11 protein-coding genes are annotated in these 16119 nt (G+C 51.8%); 7 read left to right on the forward strand and 4 right to left on the reverse strand.

What is annotated here, in order from left to right; genetic code table 11:
- Positions 1–31 precede the first annotated feature (31 nt).
- Genes AC1DF0_RS08110 through AC1DF0_RS08120 form a run of 3 tightly spaced genes read right to left on the reverse strand, consistent with a single transcriptional unit; the run spans position 32 to position 5195 of the window.
- The gene (locus tag AC1DF0_RS08110) at positions 32–844 is read right to left on the reverse strand and encodes a creatininase family protein (protein WP_442049192.1); all 813 of its coding nucleotides are present in this window, start codon (positions 842–844) and stop codon (positions 32–34) included.
- 18 nt (positions 845–862) lie between these two features.
- Positions 863–3595, reverse strand: coding sequence for a glycoside hydrolase family 10-like protein (locus tag AC1DF0_RS08115; protein ID WP_477573611.1), 2733 nt, complete (start codon positions 3593–3595; stop codon positions 863–865).
- A gap of 16 nt (positions 3596–3611) precedes the next feature.
- Positions 3612–5195 carry an FAD-dependent oxidoreductase gene (locus tag AC1DF0_RS08120; protein ID WP_477573612.1) on the reverse strand — a complete coding sequence of 528 codons (1584 nt, stop codon included), beginning with the start codon at positions 5193–5195 and terminating at the stop codon, positions 3612–3614.
- A gap of 135 nt (positions 5196–5330) precedes the next feature.
- Between AC1DF0_RS08120 and AC1DF0_RS08125 the strand changes: the two genes are divergently transcribed.
- Together AC1DF0_RS08125 and AC1DF0_RS08130 are read left to right on the forward strand one after the other, a co-directional pair.
- Entirely contained in the window at positions 5331–6386 is a 1056-nt protein-coding gene (locus AC1DF0_RS08125) for a phosphotransferase (RefSeq protein WP_477573613.1), read from the forward strand.
- A complete protein-coding gene (locus AC1DF0_RS08130) occupies positions 6386–7252 on the forward strand; it encodes a MurR/RpiR family transcriptional regulator (protein ID WP_442049241.1) in 867 nt (288 codons plus the stop codon). The genes AC1DF0_RS08125 and AC1DF0_RS08130 overlap by 1 nt, the downstream gene beginning before the upstream one ends.
- A 57-nt stretch (positions 7253–7309) precedes the next feature.
- Here the strand turns inward: AC1DF0_RS08130 and tlp are convergent, their stop codons facing one another.
- Positions 7310–7525 (reverse strand): small acid-soluble spore protein Tlp, encoded by a 216-nt coding sequence (gene tlp, locus AC1DF0_RS08135; protein ID WP_442049188.1) that lies wholly within the window; start codon positions 7523–7525, stop codon positions 7310–7312.
- A 266-nt stretch (positions 7526–7791) separates the two neighbouring features.
- Here tlp and AC1DF0_RS08140 point away from each other — a divergent pair, with 266 nt between their 5' ends.
- The 5 genes from AC1DF0_RS08140 (at position 7792) to AC1DF0_RS08160 (ending at position 16118) form a co-directional block, all read left to right on the forward strand.
- Complete coding sequence (locus AC1DF0_RS08140; protein WP_477573614.1) at positions 7792–9189, forward strand: ABC transporter substrate-binding protein; 1398 nt, start codon at positions 7792–7794, stop codon at positions 9187–9189.
- A 107-nt stretch (positions 9190–9296) separates the two neighbouring features.
- Positions 9297–12191 carry an extracellular solute-binding protein gene (locus tag AC1DF0_RS08145; protein WP_477573615.1) on the forward strand — a complete coding sequence of 965 codons (2895 nt, stop codon included), beginning with the start codon at positions 9297–9299 and terminating at the stop codon, positions 12189–12191.
- Between the two features lie 14 nt (positions 12192–12205).
- Positions 12206–13159, forward strand: coding sequence for a carbohydrate ABC transporter permease (locus AC1DF0_RS08150; RefSeq protein ID WP_475820296.1), 954 nt, complete (start codon positions 12206–12208; stop codon positions 13157–13159).
- Between the two features lie 4 nt (positions 13160–13163).
- On the forward strand, positions 13164–14033 hold the full coding sequence (locus tag AC1DF0_RS08155; protein ID WP_477573616.1) for a carbohydrate ABC transporter permease: 870 nt from the start codon (positions 13164–13166) through the stop codon (positions 14031–14033).
- 21 nt (positions 14034–14054) lie between these two features.
- Positions 14055–16118, forward strand: coding sequence for a YIP1 family protein (locus AC1DF0_RS08160; RefSeq protein WP_477573617.1), 2064 nt, complete (start codon positions 14055–14057; stop codon positions 16116–16118).
- Position 16119: the final 1 nt, after the last annotated feature.

A 16119-nucleotide genomic window follows, 5' to 3' on the forward strand; every position in this document is an offset into this window, starting at 1 on the left:
ATTACGAACCTCTTTTTAATCATAGATCTGCTTATATTTTGGAAACGTCGTCGCACCGATCGAAAAATTGCGTCTGCAGCGTTAGTACGGATTCATCGTGCTTGATGGCATGGACGGCTTTGGCGAAGTTGTCGGCGCAGTAGGCGATATAATCTTTGCCGTATTCGGCGGAAGCAAGAGATGGGTCGCCTGCGATTTGGTTCGGGTATTCCATATACCAATGAATGCCGGCAGCTGTTTTGTTGTCAGCTAGCAATTGTCCTCGTCCCGTGCAATGCCATTCTCCATCGTTAAGCCGATCCATATAGACAAGCTCTGGCGCAATATGCATAATCTCTGATGTCTCCATATGATCCGCATGGCCGTATTCGCCGGGCGTAACATAGGTGCTTTCGAGTTGCCGGTGCTGCTCGGGTGACAATCCCCACAAATCATAGCTATAGACGGCATAATCCTTCCGCTCGTCGAGCATCGTTTGGACAAAATAGTTCAGCATATGATTGTTGCCGCCATGGCCGTTGGCCAATATAATTTTGTTGAATCCGTTGCGGCGTATTTCCTTGCATACTTCCAGCAAGAGCCGCATTTGCATTTCTCCGCTTAACGCCACTGTTCCCGCGAAATGCTTAACCTCGGAAACCTGACCGAATATATAGTAGGGGAAAATAACGAAAGGTTCGGTTTCGGCGGTTTGTTCCACAATCGCTCTAGCAATCATCATATCGGTGCCTAGCGGCAGATGGTCGCCATGTTTCTCTAAGCATCCGATGGGGACGACGCAAACCCGTTTTGTCGACAAGACGGCGTCTTCGAATTGCTTAACCGTCAAATTTTCCCACAGCATAGGCGTTCCTACCTCGCTTTATGATACGGATATTTTAGAAAGATGCACGGTCAAGATGGCATTTAAGTCATCTAAATCCGCTCTCATTCTATTTTTCACTTCATCATGCAATTTGTTGTCTTCATCGATCTTCTTGACCAGTTTGTTTGTTTTATCGATGATTTCCTTCACCATTTTCGTTTCATCTTTTTTATCTTTCTTTTCTTTCTTTTCTTTCCAAGCTTTCTCGATCTGCTCAAGCTCCTTACCGTATTTTTTGCCGTCAGACATACCTTTGTTCGGCACATAGATAGTATTGATTTTGCGCTTCATTTCGGAAATGATCGTTTTTAACGATACGGCGACATCTTTATCCGGAACGATCGCTTGCTTGCTGAACATGCCGGCCAGCAGCGCCTTGTCATAACCGTTCGCGAATAAAGACTCGAATTCAAACAGGGCGGTGCCGGAAGCGCCGACATCGACGGATTGTTTGATTTGCTGCAGCAGCATTTCGTTCGATAATCCGAGATTCGTTCCTACGCCGATCACGATCAGAGCTTTGCCGCCCGCGAGCGTTACGGAGTTTAAGGCATCGCCTGCAACGGACGAAGCGTCGGGGTGATAAGACATTGGGAACAGCTGATCCATTTCATTTTTTGCCATCCAATCCTTCGGTTCCTGGTGCATGAATACCGGTCCATCCGTGTAATTCGGCCAAACGGCTGCGGAAACGCGGATGTCGGGTCTTATTTCTCTAGCTTCGTCAGAAATGCGGTAAACGAACTCATTGATCGTTTTTGTTCTCAGCAAGACCCAGGCGCTCCAAAGTTCGTCGTCCGGATGCAGATCGAGCGGATCGACGCCGTGCTTTTGCTTAAACAGGTTTCGGGTATAAGGATCATAGCCAAAATCGTTCGTGTAGTCGCCGGCATCGGGATAACGGATATAATCCAAATGCAAGCCGTCCACGTTATACGACTGAAGCAGTTCCTTGTAGATGGCGGATACGAAGTCCCTGACTTCCGGCTGCACGGGATTCAGGAAATAATATTGCGTGTTATAAAGCGGCACATCCTGGTAGTCGTTGCCTTGCCTGCTGATCATCGACCATTCCGGCTTCATCGAACGAATGGGACCTGCCATGTCGCCGACGCCGACCAGGAAGTTTTCGACCCAAGCGTGCACCTCGATGCCGGATTTTTTCGCTTCGTCCAGATAGGCTTGCAGCACATCGAACCCGGCGTATATCGGATTTTGGGCGGCTAGCGGATGCTCCGTCGGATATATCGTGTAGCCATTCCACCAGGTTTCCAGATAGATCGCGTTAATATTTAGATTGCGCAGCTTAGCTACATGCTCTTTAACCTGCGCAAGGCTCGTTTCTTTCGGTCGAATCCAGACCGCCCGGTGCTCGACGGCTCGCGACTCATAGACCATAGAGGATGCTTGATCGATTATTCCGTTTAGCTCCGCGAAGTTTTCCGTAAAACCGGTAAAATCGCCTTGTTCCGTTTGTCCTCTTAAATCCGCTAATTTAGCTTTGGCCAATGCGAGTTGCTGCCCGATGAGATCGTAGGATACATCGAGAAATTGTTGTTTCGCGTTCTGCAGGCTAAGCTCCGCCGATCCGATGCCGATCTCGGCTTTATCCAAATACGATTCGGGCGTGAACAGAAAGAGCACCTGTTTCTTGTTGGGGAGCAGTTTTAAGGTGCTTCCTACGGACACATTTGCGCTAAGCCAATCGGACATGACCCCATGGCCCGAGATTACGTATCCGCCGATCGGTATCGCGGAATTGTTTCCTCCCGTATGAACGACTTTGCCGTCTGCATTCACAACGACCTCGTAGCCCCATGGATTCGTGCCGGTCGACGATCCGTAGCTTTCATCGTAAATGATGAGCTGATCGGTTCCGCGATGACCGGGATACGGCGAGTGGCTACCGTCATCCCAACCGCCCGGATTATCTTCTCTCGTCCGCGGGTTAAAGGCATCGTATTCCGTCTTGTACGCTTGAATTAATGATTCATTGCTCGTATTCAATTCGATCGCATCTCCTTCCTGAACGATGCCGTACAACATGCCGTAATATGGACTGTCAGCCTGGATGGAGAGGACGTATCCGCCAGCCGGAATCGGGGAGTCGTTGTCCAGCCAGTTGCCCCCTGTATCCTGCGATATGGCGACAAAACGAGTGACAATGCCTTGCTCCACCGTCAGCTCCAGCCCCCACGGATTCGTTCTCGTCGAGGCGCCGTAAGCTGGGTCATACAGTACGATATCTGCCGAGCTTCGGACGTTATTGATCTGCGTTATCGGCACGACCTCACCGTCTAAGACAAAGTATTTACTTGGGAGGACCGGAATGGAGAAGTCGGGCGTTAATGTATCGCCGATACTCAGAGCGTCTACTAAACCTGCCGCGCTGCCCTTGCCTGACAGGACGTATCCGTTCGAAGGGATGTAGGTGCCTTGAGAGCTTCCTTCATACTTTGCGGCGACAATGCCGTTCGTAATGATTGCTTCAGTCGTATTGTTTTGCGATGGTGGTGTCGCATTACCTGATTTCCTTGTGAAAATAGAGAGCTTGCCATCCTCGCTGCCTTGATCGATCAAGTCGATGAAGTATACGGAGCCGTCTTCCAGAGTAACAGCCGGCGGTGACGCAGACGCCGGGGCGGAAGACTGGGAATAAACCGTTGTCGATGCGCTGAACAGCAACAGAGAGAAGCAAAGGAGAAGATTGCAATAATGTTTTGTCTTCATAACATTCACCTCTTATCTAAATGTTTTGTATAGGCTCAGGCCAATGCGTTTCTACGCCTTGCTCCTGAATGACGGCCAAGAAAGCTTCCAAATGCTCCTGATTATCGCGAACCTCATGCGGCGAAATGCGGTTTGCAATCGCGTATGCGGCAAGATACCCGGCAGATTCGCCGATATTCCATTCTGTCGGGTGCAGCCGATAGCAGCCGTTCGCGATTTGCGTGGTGCCGATATTTTTGCAGGCTGGAAGCATGTTTTTGATCCGGATCGGCAGCAGTGCTCCAAGCGGAATTTCATAGGGCAGACTCGGGATGAATAAGCCGCGGTTTGACTGGGTCGTCGTATGGAGATCGAGATGGTAACTGCCTACGCCGACGCTGTCCTCGTACCGCCGAATGCCTTGCTTGCCTCTGACTTCTACGCTGACATCATTCTCCGAAACGGTATACTTCGCCTTAATTCTGCGGGATTCTCGAATATAGGGAGCCTTTGCTATACCGTCTTCCGTCCCTAACACATCGCCTCGCAGCCGAAGTCCCGGATAGCCGTTGCCTCCCTCCGGACGCGGAGCTTCGGTTTGCAGCCAATAGACGAGCGATAAGCTTTGCTGCCTTGCACCTGCCAAGTGGAGCTCTCTTTCTTCTTCGGATACTTCGTAGATCGGACCTAAATAATAATCGTTTTGCGCCCAGTTAATTAAAGTGATATCGCTTGCAAATAAATCAGGTGCGAATAACGACCGATCGATGATTCGCCTGTACGTCCAGAACGGCATCGGTTCTTTCCCGTCGGGGAAAAAGGTAATCGCCTTGTCCTTGCTAGGATCAGCGATATCGCCCATCTTCCAGCCAAACAGAGGGAAGCGGGAGAACGGAGGGATGAGCGCTCGCCAAAACTCATATTGCTGAGGCTTATCGATCGTAAAATTTCCGTTCTCGGTATAGTCGAGGGCAAATACGAAAGTAAAGGATTGCATATCCAGCGGATCTGCTTCAACCAGCGCATGCGGCTCGCCCGTATCGCGCCTGGACTCGGCGCCCGTCACATATTCGACTCCGGCCAGCGGCAGGAGATCGCCGCATTCCGTTGCGTCCATATAAATGAAGCCGCGCAGCGTTCGGAGCGACCCGTCTGCGGTACGCTTGACGGTGACGGACTCGATGAGATCGTTCTGGGCGGAAGAGGATGCAACTTTCCAGCCCAGCCAGACGGATATGCGGCCGCTGCTCGTATAAGGTGCGAGCATCGATTCCAGCACGTGCAGCGCAACCTTCGGTTCATGGCATAATCGGCTGACCCAGCCGTTGCCGGGGTTTAGACGTTCATCGCTTTGCGCGGAGGCGCGCAGCGGATAGTTATCCTTGTAATAGCGTCTTACGCGTTCACGGAACTCGCGGTACGTCTTCGTACAGCCGAAGCTTTCAATCCATTGATGCTCATCCGGAGGAACGGCTTGGCTCGTTAGTTGGCCGCCGATCCAGTCCGTCTCCTCCGTCAAAATGACTGTCATCCCTAGTTTGGCGGCAGCTAATGCCGCCATGCATCCGCCGAGACCGCCTCCAAGCACGATAATGTCTGCTTTACTGTCATGCTCCGCCATCTCATTCCCGCCTTTCTAGCATAAATTTCGCGCAAAAGTTATATCGTAGTAGAGGATAGAGATAATATCCACTTTATGAATTCGAATTGAAAAAAATATCTTTTTTTTAACGGTGACGGAAGGGAGCGCATAAGCATGGACCAGGCATATGAGGAAGTCGATTATCTGAAAATCGGGGAGATTTGCCGGTATTACGGAATCGGCACCCCATTGGCTGAAGCCGAGCCAATATCAGGCGGTTATTTGCATCAAATGCGGCTTATACATACGACAACCGGCCGATATGCGCTCAAGGTACTGAATCCGGAAATTATAGCGCGTCCCGAGGCAAGGCCCAACTATTTGCGGTCAGAGCAAGTTGCCCGGGCAGCAGCAGCGGCGGGTATACCCGCCGTATTGGCAATAGCCGTACAGGGCAATCCGTTAGCCGATATTGCAGGATCGACTTATATGCTGTTCGAGTGGAATGCGGGGAGTATGCTGTCTCCATCCGAACGGGATAACCGGCATGCGCGGACTATCGGAGAGCTGCTTTATCGCCTCCATGAGCTTGAGCTCCCGGATATGCCCAGCCCATCGTGGAAGGTATATCCGCAGAGCCATTGGGAAAGTTTGCTTGAACGGGGAATACGCAGCCATATGTCTTGGGCTCAGTCCATCGAAGCGAGAGGTCAAGCTTTGCTTGAATGGAACAAGCTGTACGAAGACGCATGCGTACAGCTCCGGCAAAAGGCGGTTGTCAGCCATTGCGACTTGAATCCGCGTAACGTGCTGTGGGAGAACGGCAGCGAGCCCTATTTGATTGATTGGGAATCGGCTGGACCGACCCATCCGACAATGGAATTAATCGATGCGGCTATAAGCTGGAGCGAGCAGGAGGACGGGAATATCGACCGCTCCGCTTTCATGGCCGTAATCGAAGCGTATGCGAAAGCGGGCGGCATGGCGCATACCCGGATCGAAGACGCCATCTACGGACGCATGGGCAGCATGCTCGATTGGCTGGAGTACAATATGCGGCGTTCGATTGACACGGCTGTTTTCGGTGAGGATGAACGGAAGCTTGGCGCGGAGCAAGCGGACTTAACGTTTGCTTCCTTGCAAACGTTGACGGCTGACGTCCAAATATGGTCAGAATGGGCGAACGAGGCATTTCGGCTAGGCATATTATCGAGAAGCGAGTGGATATGATGAAGATCGCGGGACAAAAAATGATTCAATCGAACACGTTGCTGCTCATATCGAGCATTTATAGCTCCTTGACGAAAGCGGAGAAAAAAGTCGCCGATTTCGTCAGAAACAATCCCGAGGAAGCCGTGATGGCAACGGTGACCGATTTGTCAGAGCAAGCAGGCGTAGGCGAGACGTCCGTCATCCGTTTTTGCCGCAAGCTGGGCTTCCGGGGTTATCATGAATTCAAGCTTTCGATCGCGCAGGATCTCGTTAATCTTCCGTCGGTCTCGAACGTCGAGATCGAAGTAGAGGACGATACGATGACGAAGGCGCGCAAATTGACGGCCCGCAACGAAATGATGCTCAAAAATACGCTTGACCTTATTAATCCGGGAGATCTTGACCGTGCGGTCAATCGAATGATTGCGGCTAACAAAATTTATATATACGGCGTAGGCTCTTCAGGCATTACGGCGCTTGATCTCCATTATCGGCTGATGCGGATCGGCATGAACGCGGAGGCTCACAGAGATTCGCATATTATCGCCATGTCGGCATCGCTCGTGAAGGAGGGGGATGTCGTGTTCGGCATATCGACGTCCGGCAGCACGCGCGACTTGGTTGATCCCATGCGTCAAGCGAAGGTGAACGGAGCGGAGGTTATTTGTCTGACCAGCCATATGCGTTCCCCGATTACGGCGCATGCCGGCACGATATTGCTCGTGCCCTCGCGGGAAATGCCGACCGAGGGCGGCTCTCTCTCTACGAAAATCATGCAAATCCATCTGTTGGACATTTTGTGCACGCTGCTGTCCCATAAGAAAACCAATGCGGCTGAGGCACTGGAGAAAACGGCCCGTTCCGTCGCTGATAAACTGTATTGAAGCAGCGCAAAAAAACAGCCAAGCGATAATGAGATCGCTTGGCTGTTTGTCACGGCCTTATTGGCCGGCTTCATCTTCTTTTTCCTCTTCAAACCCACTCATGCTCTGCTTGCGGCGTTCGTTCTTTGCTTCGATGTCTTGCTTCTCGGATACGGAAATCTCACTTGCATGCTCGTCCAAATAATCTTCGGCTTCTTGCAAATTCTCGGCGGTATTATTGATATGCTGCTGAAGATGGACCTCGTTATCAGCGCGGTTATCCGGTTTTGACATGTAAAACCCTCCTTTCCCAACAAAATACTTATATATAATGAGCATGTTCGAGAGATATTATGCGACCGCTTAATATTCTGTCAAAAGAGAATAAAGGTTTTTTTCTCTAATATATAAGTAATAAGTGGAGAAAAAATCCTGCATGTCGGCGACGCAAATTGGAGCTTACTGCGCATCGGGGGGGATGACCGGACTGCCGGAAGGGCCGCCGCTAAGAGGGGTTAGAAAGGGAAGGCGTACATTTCGACCAATGGAGGGGTAAAGCTATGCGCAAAATGAAATGGTTTGCTACGGTTTTATTGACGGTCGTTCTCGTTGTTGTCTCGGCATGCAGCCAAAACAGTGGCGGAAATGAAGAACCGGATAATAACAAAGCAACGGATGCTCCAGTCACGGAGACGGCGGCGCCTACCGAAGCGCCGCCGGTCGTCGAAGAGCCCGCCATCGACATGAACGGCGAAACGCTCAAAATTATTCACTGGATCGATGGTCCCTCCGAGGAAACGCCTGAAGGAGCGCTTACGCTTGCGAAATGGAAAGAGGCAGAGGAAAAGTACAATGTAAAAATCGTCTGGGAAAAGGTTCCGTGGGGCGAAAACATTAAAATGGTAACCAATGCCGCGCTCTCCGGCGAGTCCGTAGCCGACATCGTACCTCTTGATTACTATTTCGCGATACCGGCCATCAATCAAGGGTTATTCATGCCGGTGGACGATTTCTTCGACTTTAATGATCCGAAATGGCCTGCAGGCTTGAAGCAGCACGGCATGGTGAACGGCAAAATGTACGGCTTTACCTCCAATATCAACAACGCGTCGGGCATTTATTACAATAAAACGCTATTCGAGCGCGAGGGCCTGCCCGATCCGCATGAATTGATCGCGCAGGATAAATGGAACTGGGAATCGTTCCTCGACATCGCGAAGCGGGCAACGAAGGATACGAACGGCGACGGCGTTATCGATCAATGGGGCATTACGAACATTGCCAGCAACCTGTCTAGAATATTGATCCATTCCAATGGATCAGCCATCATCCAGCAAAAAGACGGTAAGCATGTGTATGCCTACGACGATCCGAACTTGCTTGAGGCGCTCCACTTCTACAGCGATTTGTTCAACGTGCATAAGGTTGTAGCACCGAACAAAAACGAAAATTTCGAGGATTATAACGAATCGCAAACGTTGTTCAACTCGGGCAAAGCCGCGATGGTTACCGGCGAGCTGTGGGAAGGTGCGACCCGTACGACGATGACCGACGAACAAGGCTTTGTGTTCTTCCCTAAAGGACCAAAAGCGACGAAATGGCAAGGAAGCATCGAAAACTACGTGCAATTCTATATCCCTGCCAACGTCAAGCGGGCCAAAGAAAAAGCGTATATCTGGGAGCAAATTCAAATGTGGGACCGCGTTGAGCCGAACAACCGCGAGGAATCGGAGAAGCAGCTGCTCGCGGACGAACAGGATATCGAAGTGATGCTGGAGGCCATGAAATACGCGGAGCCTATCTTCCTGCCGCTCGGCGGAGCGCTCGGCGATATATCCTACGCGATCGCCAATCGCGGCGAATCGCCGGAAACGGCGCTGGAAAGAACGAAGCAAGTCGCGCAGGATGCGATTGACGCGGATCTGAATAACCCGGCTGCCGCTGCCGCGACGCAATAGCCGATCGGGGCAGAACAGCTTAATTAGGACATGAGGGGAATCCCTTTGGGGATTCCCTGCTTTCCACATCATCTCATCAACATCGTAAACAGGAATGAGGGGTTCGCATGCTGAAGGCAACCAGGAGAACCAAGAGATCGGCTTATGTCCTGCTGGCCCTAATCATCGTTCTGATACTCGTCTTCATCGTTCCCGCGAACCGGTCGTCAGGAAGCGAATACGTGCTTGCGCCAATTACGGAGATGACGGAGCTGATCGGCGAACCGATCAAAGGGCAAATCTTAGCGGGTAACCGATATGAAGCGTATCTATCCGAACATGCGGATGCGGCTAAGCCGGCCGTAGAACAGACTATCGAAGGCGAATCTTATGCGGCTGTCGACGGCATGGATGCCATTACGATTGAAAGTTATGAAGAAGCTGCTACGCCTGTCGTCTCTACGAAAGAATCGGGCGCTATTCATTGGGATATCGATGTGCCTGAGGACGGCCTGTATCATTTGGGTTTGCGTTATTTTCCGATAGAGGGCAACACCTCGCCGATTGAAAGAGAGCTGCTAATAGACGGAAGCGCGCCTTTCGAGGAGGCATCCAGACTCGTATTCTCGCGGGTATGGCGCAATGAAACGTCCGGATTTACGCAGGACGCGAGGGGCAATGATTTGAGACCGAGACAGGTAGAAAGCCCGCAGTGGCAGGAAAGCGTCTTAAGAGATGCGGAAGGCTATTATCGGGATCCGTTCTCGTTTTATTTGACCAAAGGCCAACATCGACTGACACTCGTTTCTCTAAGAGAACCGATGATCATAGACTATTTGAAGCTTTATCAGCAACAAGAGATTCCATCCTACGAACAGGTAGCGACTGACTATAAGAACCGCGGTTATGAACCGACCAGCGGCTTGTTTATTAAGTTTCAAGGCGAGAGTGCCGCATTCAAATCCAATCCGTCCCTTTACCCGCTGAACGATCGGTCGAGCCCGGGGACGGAGCCGTACCATGTGTCCAAAATCAGAATGAATACGATCGGCGGCGTCAATTGGAAAATACCCGGTCAATGGATTTCCTGGGATGTGGATATTCCGGAGGACGGACTTTATGAATTCGGTCTTCGCTATAAGCAAAATACGGTCAGAGGCGTCAATGTCGTCAGAGAGCTAACGATTGACGGGGTTATTCCCTTCAAGGAGTCGGAGGCAATCCCTTTCCCTTATGACGGCGCTTGGCAGATGGGCTCGCCCGGGGAAGACTTCGTTCCTTATCTTTACCATCTCACGAAAGGCAAACATCAGATCAAGCTGGAGCTGACGATGGGCGAGCTGGCGGAAATTATCCGCATGGTGCGCACAAGCATTCAGCAGCTTAACGCCTTGTATCTCAAGATCATTATGATCACTTCGGCTGCGCCTGACCCGCTAAGGGATTACGAGCTTGAGAAAAAAATTCCCGAGCTGCAGGCCGTCTTCGAGGAGCAGAGCAAGCTGCTGGCAAATGCCGCCGACCGCATGGACGAAATGGTTGGAGGAACGAGCGCGAGCACGACGATCCTGCGGACGACGTCTTATCAGCTGGGCGATTTGGGCAGCCGGACGGAGACGCTGACCTCGCGGCTTAAGAGCTTTAAGGATAATGTGACGGCGCTGGGCACTTGGCTGCTAACCGTGAACGAGCAGCCGCTCGAAATCGATTATTTATATTTCAAATCGCCTGATGTGTCCTCTCCTAAGGTCAGCACGGGAATAGTCGGCAAATCGGTGCATGAAGTGATGTCCTTCGCAAGATCGTTCTCGGAGGATTACAGCCATATTAGCAACGGGAAACAGGATGGAAAGAGCATTAATGTCTGGATTGCCGCAGGCAGGGATCAGGCGCAGCTGCTTCGCTCTATGATCGATAACTCGTTCACGCCGCAGACCGGGATCGAGGTGAACTTGCAGCTTGTCAGTCCGGCGGTCGTCCTGCCGGCGACGCTTGCGGGCAAAGGCCCGGATATCGCGCTCACGCAAGGCGATGTCATCAACTTCGCGCTGCGCGGCGCGCTGCAGGATTTGAAGGTGTTCCCCGACTTCGAGGAGGTGCAAAGCCGCTTCAAGGACAGCGCCTTTGCCGGCTTCAAATATCGGAACGGCGTATATGCGGTGCCGGAGACGCAATCCTTCCCGATGCTTTTTTATCGGAAGGACATTTTGGAAGAGCTGAAGCTGGGCGTTCCGAAGACATGGGAAGATATGTACCGAATCATTCCGGAGCTGCAGAAGCACAACATGGATCTTGCGCTGCCGCAAAATATCGTGTTCGAGTCGATGCTCTACCAGAACGGCGGCCAGTATTATCAGGAGGACGGCATCGCAACGGATTTGGATTCGGAGATCGGAATCGAAACGTTCCGCAAGTGGACGGAGCTGTATACGAACTACAAGCTCCCGATCGAGTTCGATTTCATTAATCGTTTCCGGACAGGGGAGATGCCGATTGGCATCGCCGACTACACGACTTACAATTTCTTGACCATATTCGCGCCCGAAATTAGAGGACAGTGGAGTTTTGTTGCGGTTCCCGGAACGATATCGGAGGACGGAACGGTCCGTCACGATACGATGAGCTCGGCAACGGGCACGGTCATGTTCGACAACGCCAAAAACAAGGAAGCGGGCTGGGCGTTCATGAAATGGTGGACCGATACGGAAGCGCAGGTGACGTTTGGACGCGAGATGGAAGCCATTCTCGGCGAATCTGCACGTTATGCCGCCGCCAATCTGGAGGCGCTTGCGCGGCTGCCTTGGTCGGCCAAGGAAATGAAGCAGCTGACGGATGAGCTCGAATGGGCTGTCGGACGGCCTGCCGTTCCCGGCGGCTACTCGCTGGACCGCCACCTGTACAATGCGTTCTACGAGGTGTACACCGAAGGAAGCGAGCCGCGCGAGACGCTGGAAAACTATGTGCGGACGATCAATCAAGAGATTACGATCAAGCGTCAGGAGTTCGACTTGCCGACGAGATAGAAGGGAGAGTCCGCATGAACCAGCTTGTCAAGAAAGCCAAACTTTCGTTAGGAAACAAGCCGATGCGCATTCGGGCCCATCAAATGTGGAAGGAAGTCAGGCGCAACAAAATGATTTATGCGATGCTGGCGCCTTTCTTCCTTATTTTCTTCACGTTTACCGTCCTTCCCGTCTGCTTGTCGCTGCTTGTCAGCTTCACGAACTTCAATATGCTTGAATTCCCGCAATGGGTCGGCTGGAGAAATTACGCGCAGTTGTTCGTTAGGGACGACGTTTTCCTGATCGCGCTCAAGAACACGCTCATATTCGCCGCGATTACCGGCCCGGTCAGCTATATCGCCTGCTTCGTGCTCGCTTGGATCATCAATGAATTTCCGCCTAAGCTTAGAGCTTTCGCGACGCTCGTATTCTACGCGCCGGCATTGTCCGGCAGCGCGTTTATCGTATGGACGCTGCTGTTCAGCAGCGATTCCTACGGCTATATTAATGCCTTCCTGCTCAAATGGCATCTGATCCTGGAGCCGATTTTATGGTTGAAGACGCCTAAATACATTTTGGCGATCATCATTATCGTCCAGCTTTGGCTTAGTCTCGGTACGAGCTTTCTGGCGTTTATCGCCGGTCTGCAAAGTTTGGACAAAAATTTATTCGAGGCCGGAGCGATCGATGGCATCCGCAACCGCTGGCAGGAGCTATGGTTCATCACCCTTCCTTCGATGAGACCGATGCTGATGTTCGGCGCGGTCATTCAAATAACGGCTTCGTTCGGCGTTGCCGAGGTGGCGACGGCGCTCGCCGGATTCCCCAGCGTCAAATACGCCGGCCATACGATCGTTACGCATCTGATGGATTACGGCTCGATCCGTTTCGAGATGGGCTACGCATCGGCCATTGCAACCGTCTTATTCGCTATGATGCTAGGCTCCAACCTGATCGTACGAAGGCTGCTTGCGAAGGTAGGTGAGTGAGGCGATGCTGGCTATTTTAAGAAGAAAGAGAGTAAACCGGTCGTGGACGGGCGACATTTTCCTGTTCCTCATTTTGGCGGCGGTCGGTTATTTCATGGCGATGCCGCTTGTGTTCGTTATTAGCAACGCCTTTAAGCCGATTAACGAAATACTGAAGTTTCCGCCCGATTTTTTCGTTCATCAGCCTACGCTAACGAACTTCACGGATCTCTATCATTTGCTGTCCGGCTCTTGGGTCCCTTTCACTAGATATATTTTCAATACCTTTTTTATCGCTATTGCAGGCACGGTAGGGCATGTTATTTTCGCTTCGCTCGCGGCGTACCCGTTGGCCAAACGTAAATTTCCGGGCAGAGGGGCGCTGTTCGGAATCGTCGTTCTATCGCTGATGTTCTCCGCCACGGTCACGCAAATTACGAACTATATGACGATGTCGTGGCTAGGCTTTCTCGATACGCACTGGGCGGTCATCGTGCCGGCGATCGGCTCCTCGCTCGGGCTCTATTTAATGAAGCAATTCATGGAGCAGATTCCCGATTCGCTGCTCGAAGCGGCGCAAATCGACGGCTGCAGCGAGCTTCGTATTTTCTGGAACGTCGTTATGCCGGTCGTCAAGCCGGCTTGGCTTACGCTTATCATCTTCTCGTTCCAAGGCTTGTGGGGAGCGGGCGGAGCCGCCGGCTCGATGTACATCTACAGCGAGCAGCTCAAAACGATCGATTACGCGCTCGGGCAAATATTGGCGGGCGGTATTATTCGGATAGGACCGTCCATGGCGGCTACGTTACTTCTGCTGACCGTTCCGATCCTCATCTTCCTATTATCGCAAAGCAGCGTGATCCAAACGATGTCCACCTCCGGCATGAAAGATTAACGGGGAAAGGGGAGGCTTACGTTGAACCGATTCATAAAAATGATGCTGCTCTTCCCGCTAATGCTCGTGATGGTTAGCACGGCTGTTCCGGTATCCGCCGCACCGTACGACGGCTACAACTATTCCTGGTTGGGAGAGCCCGAGCCTGCGCCTAACCCCTATTTGCCGTTCAAGCAAATCTCCGGACAGTCGCTGTCTACGGGGCCATTCCGATCACCGGAAGATCTATTCATCACAACAGATAGCCAAATATACGTTGCGGACACGGGCAATAACCGGATCGTGGTTTTGGATGAAGAAGCTGTCACGGCACGTACGATCGAAACATTCATGAACGACGGCCAGAGTGATCATTTCCTCGCGCCGCAAGGCTTGTTCGTCCGTACGAACGGCAATCTGCTCGTTGCGGACACGGGCAATAAGCGGATCGTCGAACTGACGAAGGACGGCGATCTGGTAAAGGTCATCGGAGCGCCTCAAAGCGACGTGCTTGGAGCCGGTTTCGTTTACGAGCCGATTAAGCTCGTCGGCGACTCGGCCGGCCGGCTGTACGTGGTAGGCAAAGGCGTCTTCAACGGCATTATGCAGTTCGATTCCGGCGGTCAATTTTCCGGCTTTATCGGCGTCAACAACGTACGGGTCAACGTCGCCGACCTTTTCTGGAAACGGATCATGACGAAGGAGCAGCGCTCGAAGATGGCGTTGTTCATTCCGGTCGAGTTCAACAACGTGGATATCGACGGCGAAGGCTTCATCTATACGACGACGAGCGAAGCGTTCTCGAATGCGCCGGTGAAACGGTTAAACCCATCGGGAGCTGATGTATTGAAGCGTTCGGGCTATCATCCTCCCAAAGGGGATATTCGGTTCCGCACCGGCGGCACGAGACCCGGTACATCCGCGATCCAAAGCGTCGCGCTTGACCAAAACGGCATTTACAGCATTCTCGACAGCACGCGCGGCCGAATATTTACGTATGACCGGGAAGGCAAGTTGATGTATATATACGGATTGCTCGGCGAACAGATCGGAACGTTCAAGACGCCGGCCGATATCGATATGCTCGGCGACAAAATGGTCGTGCTGGACAAAGGACTGAACCAGCTTGTCGTCTTCGAGCCTACAAGGTACGGCAAGGTCATTCGCCAAGCTGTCATCTACAATGACACGGGGGAGGAGCAAAAGTCGGTCGAGAAATGGCGCGAGGCGCTTGGCTTGAATTCGAATTTGGAGATCGCCTATTTGGGCATCGGCAAAGCGGAGCTTAGGCAAGGCAATAACAAAGAAGCGATGAACAATTTCAAGTTAGGCATGCACCGCGAGTATTATTCCAGAGCTTTCGAAAGGTACCGCAAAGACTTCATGTGGGAGCATTTCGGCAAAATCGCAGCGATTGCGATTGCTGCAGCTATACTGCTTATCGCAGCGCGGGTTGCGATCAAGCGGAATAAAGCCGAGCCTGGGATAGCGGGTTTTGCCTGGTATACGATATTTCATCCGTTCAACGGCTTCTGGGAACTCAAGTTCGAGCGAAAAGGGAAGGTTTGGTTTGCGGTTCTGCTGCTTCTGCTGCTGTCGCTTCTCTATGTGCTCAAGCGGCAATATACCGGCTTTATCTTTAATCCAAGCGTAAGCGCCGATAACGTGAGCGTCATCGACGAGGTCAAGTTCGTCCTTCTGCCTTTTATGTTATGGTGCATCGCGAATTGGTCGACGACGACTCTGATGGACGGCGAAGGCAAGTTCAAGGAAATCGTCACGGCAAGCGCCTATGCATTGGTTCCCGTCATCCTTATGCAAATTCCGCTCATCCTATTGTCAAATATCATCACTATGCAAGTAGGCTCTTTCTATCGTCTGCTAGGATCGGCCGGATTTATATGGTTTATCGGGCTGCTCTTTGTAGCGATGCTTACTGTGCACCAATACACGGTCACCAAAACCGTAATGACGATGCTGCTGACGATGATCGTAATGGGAATCATTATATTTTTGGGTCTGCTCTTCTTCAGTCTGGCTCAGCAGATGATATCGTTCGTGACCACGATTTACAAAGAGGCGATGTTCAGGATAGGGGAGGGATAAT

The organism is Paenibacillus sp. 05T425 (assembly GCF_056396205.1).

What these genes read in the sequence shown, in the direction of transcription:
- AC1DF0_RS08130 (WP_442049241.1), top strand. Translation starts at nt 6,386, where the DNA reads ATGAAGATCGCGGGACAAAAAATGATTCAATCGAACACGTTGCTGCTC.
- AC1DF0_RS08155 (WP_477573616.1), top strand. Translation starts at nt 13,164, where the DNA reads ATGCTGGCTATTTTAAGAAGAAAGAGAGTAAACCGGTCGTGGACGGGC.
- tlp (WP_442049188.1), bottom strand. Translation starts at nt 7,525, where the DNA reads ATGTCAAAACCGGATAACCGCGCTGATAACGAGGTCCATCTTCAGCAG.
- AC1DF0_RS08140 (WP_477573614.1), top strand. Translation starts at nt 7,792, where the DNA reads ATGCGCAAAATGAAATGGTTTGCTACGGTTTTATTGACGGTCGTTCTC.
- AC1DF0_RS08150 (WP_475820296.1), top strand. Translation starts at nt 12,206, where the DNA reads ATGAACCAGCTTGTCAAGAAAGCCAAACTTTCGTTAGGAAACAAGCCG.
- AC1DF0_RS08110 (WP_442049192.1), bottom strand. Translation starts at nt 844, where the DNA reads ATGCTGTGGGAAAATTTGACGGTTAAGCAATTCGAAGACGCCGTCTTG.
- AC1DF0_RS08120 (WP_477573612.1), bottom strand. Translation starts at nt 5,195, where the DNA reads ATGGCGGAGCATGACAGTAAAGCAGACATTATCGTGCTTGGAGGCGGT.
- AC1DF0_RS08115 (WP_477573611.1), bottom strand. Translation starts at nt 3,595, where the DNA reads ATGAAGACAAAACATTATTGCAATCTTCTCCTTTGCTTCTCTCTGTTG.
- AC1DF0_RS08145 (WP_477573615.1), top strand. Translation starts at nt 9,297, where the DNA reads ATGCTGAAGGCAACCAGGAGAACCAAGAGATCGGCTTATGTCCTGCTG.
- AC1DF0_RS08125 (WP_477573613.1), top strand. Translation starts at nt 5,331, where the DNA reads ATGGACCAGGCATATGAGGAAGTCGATTATCTGAAAATCGGGGAGATT.